This window comes from Sphingobacterium bovisgrunnientis (genome assembly GCF_009829085.1).
Classification (GTDB): domain Bacteria; phylum Bacteroidota; class Bacteroidia; order Sphingobacteriales; family Sphingobacteriaceae; genus Sphingobacterium; species Sphingobacterium bovisgrunnientis.
In genome coordinates this window covers 1-730 of sequence record NZ_WUQY01000099.1, presented here as the reverse complement: position 1 = coordinate 730, position 730 = coordinate 1, and the positions used below count along the sequence as shown (strand labels likewise).

At 25.9% G+C, this 730-nt stretch carries 1 protein-coding gene; it reads right to left on the bottom strand.

The features are described 5' to 3' along the window. Window positions 1–566: 566 nt before the first annotated feature. Window positions 567–730: IS3 family transposase (locus GOQ16_RS17220; RefSeq protein ID WP_160070425.1), on the bottom strand; the 164-nt coding region annotated here is incomplete at its 5' end.

Genomic DNA, 730 nt, shown 5'->3' with positions numbered 1-730 from the left:
GTAACAGGTGGGAGAGTAGGTCGGTGCCTTTTTTTATACAAAGCCTTAGTACATTATGTACTAAGGCTTTTTTGCGTTTAGAGATATTATTCTATTAGTGTAGTACATTTGATAATTGATTCATAAAGTAATTATAAACTTGTGTTCTACTCAAATGAGTTATTCTAACTCAATTATAAAAAATTGTAATTTCTACTTCTTGTAGACTAACTTCTGAATTTGTTTATTTTTTGTATTTATAGAGGTTCTGGTGAAGAATAAGTAAATCTGTAATCAAATTAGTTTAATGATATTATTTGATGCATATATATAGTTTTTGACACTGTTTTAAAACATTGATTTTAATCTCTTCTAACTATACGACCTCTTTATCAAGTAATGGAATATAATGAATTTTTAATATATCTATTATATTTATGATTTTTCCTTGCATAATTTGTAAAAATTTTAGAGGTTAATACGACTATCAAATACTAAACTAACTCTTTTTGTTTGAAATATTGCCCATTTGTGCTCTACCTTTGTAAGTTAAATTGTGGAATTGCAACTAAAAAGTGGAGACAATTTTAAGCTACCATTCTTCGATTTTGATTTAAGTATTTTTCCATTTGATTAGGCGTTAAATCACCTATAGCGGAATGTATTCTTTTATTATTATAAAAGCCCTCTATGTACTCAAATATTTTCAATTTTGCGATTTCTCTATTTTCAAATTTGTAATGATATACAA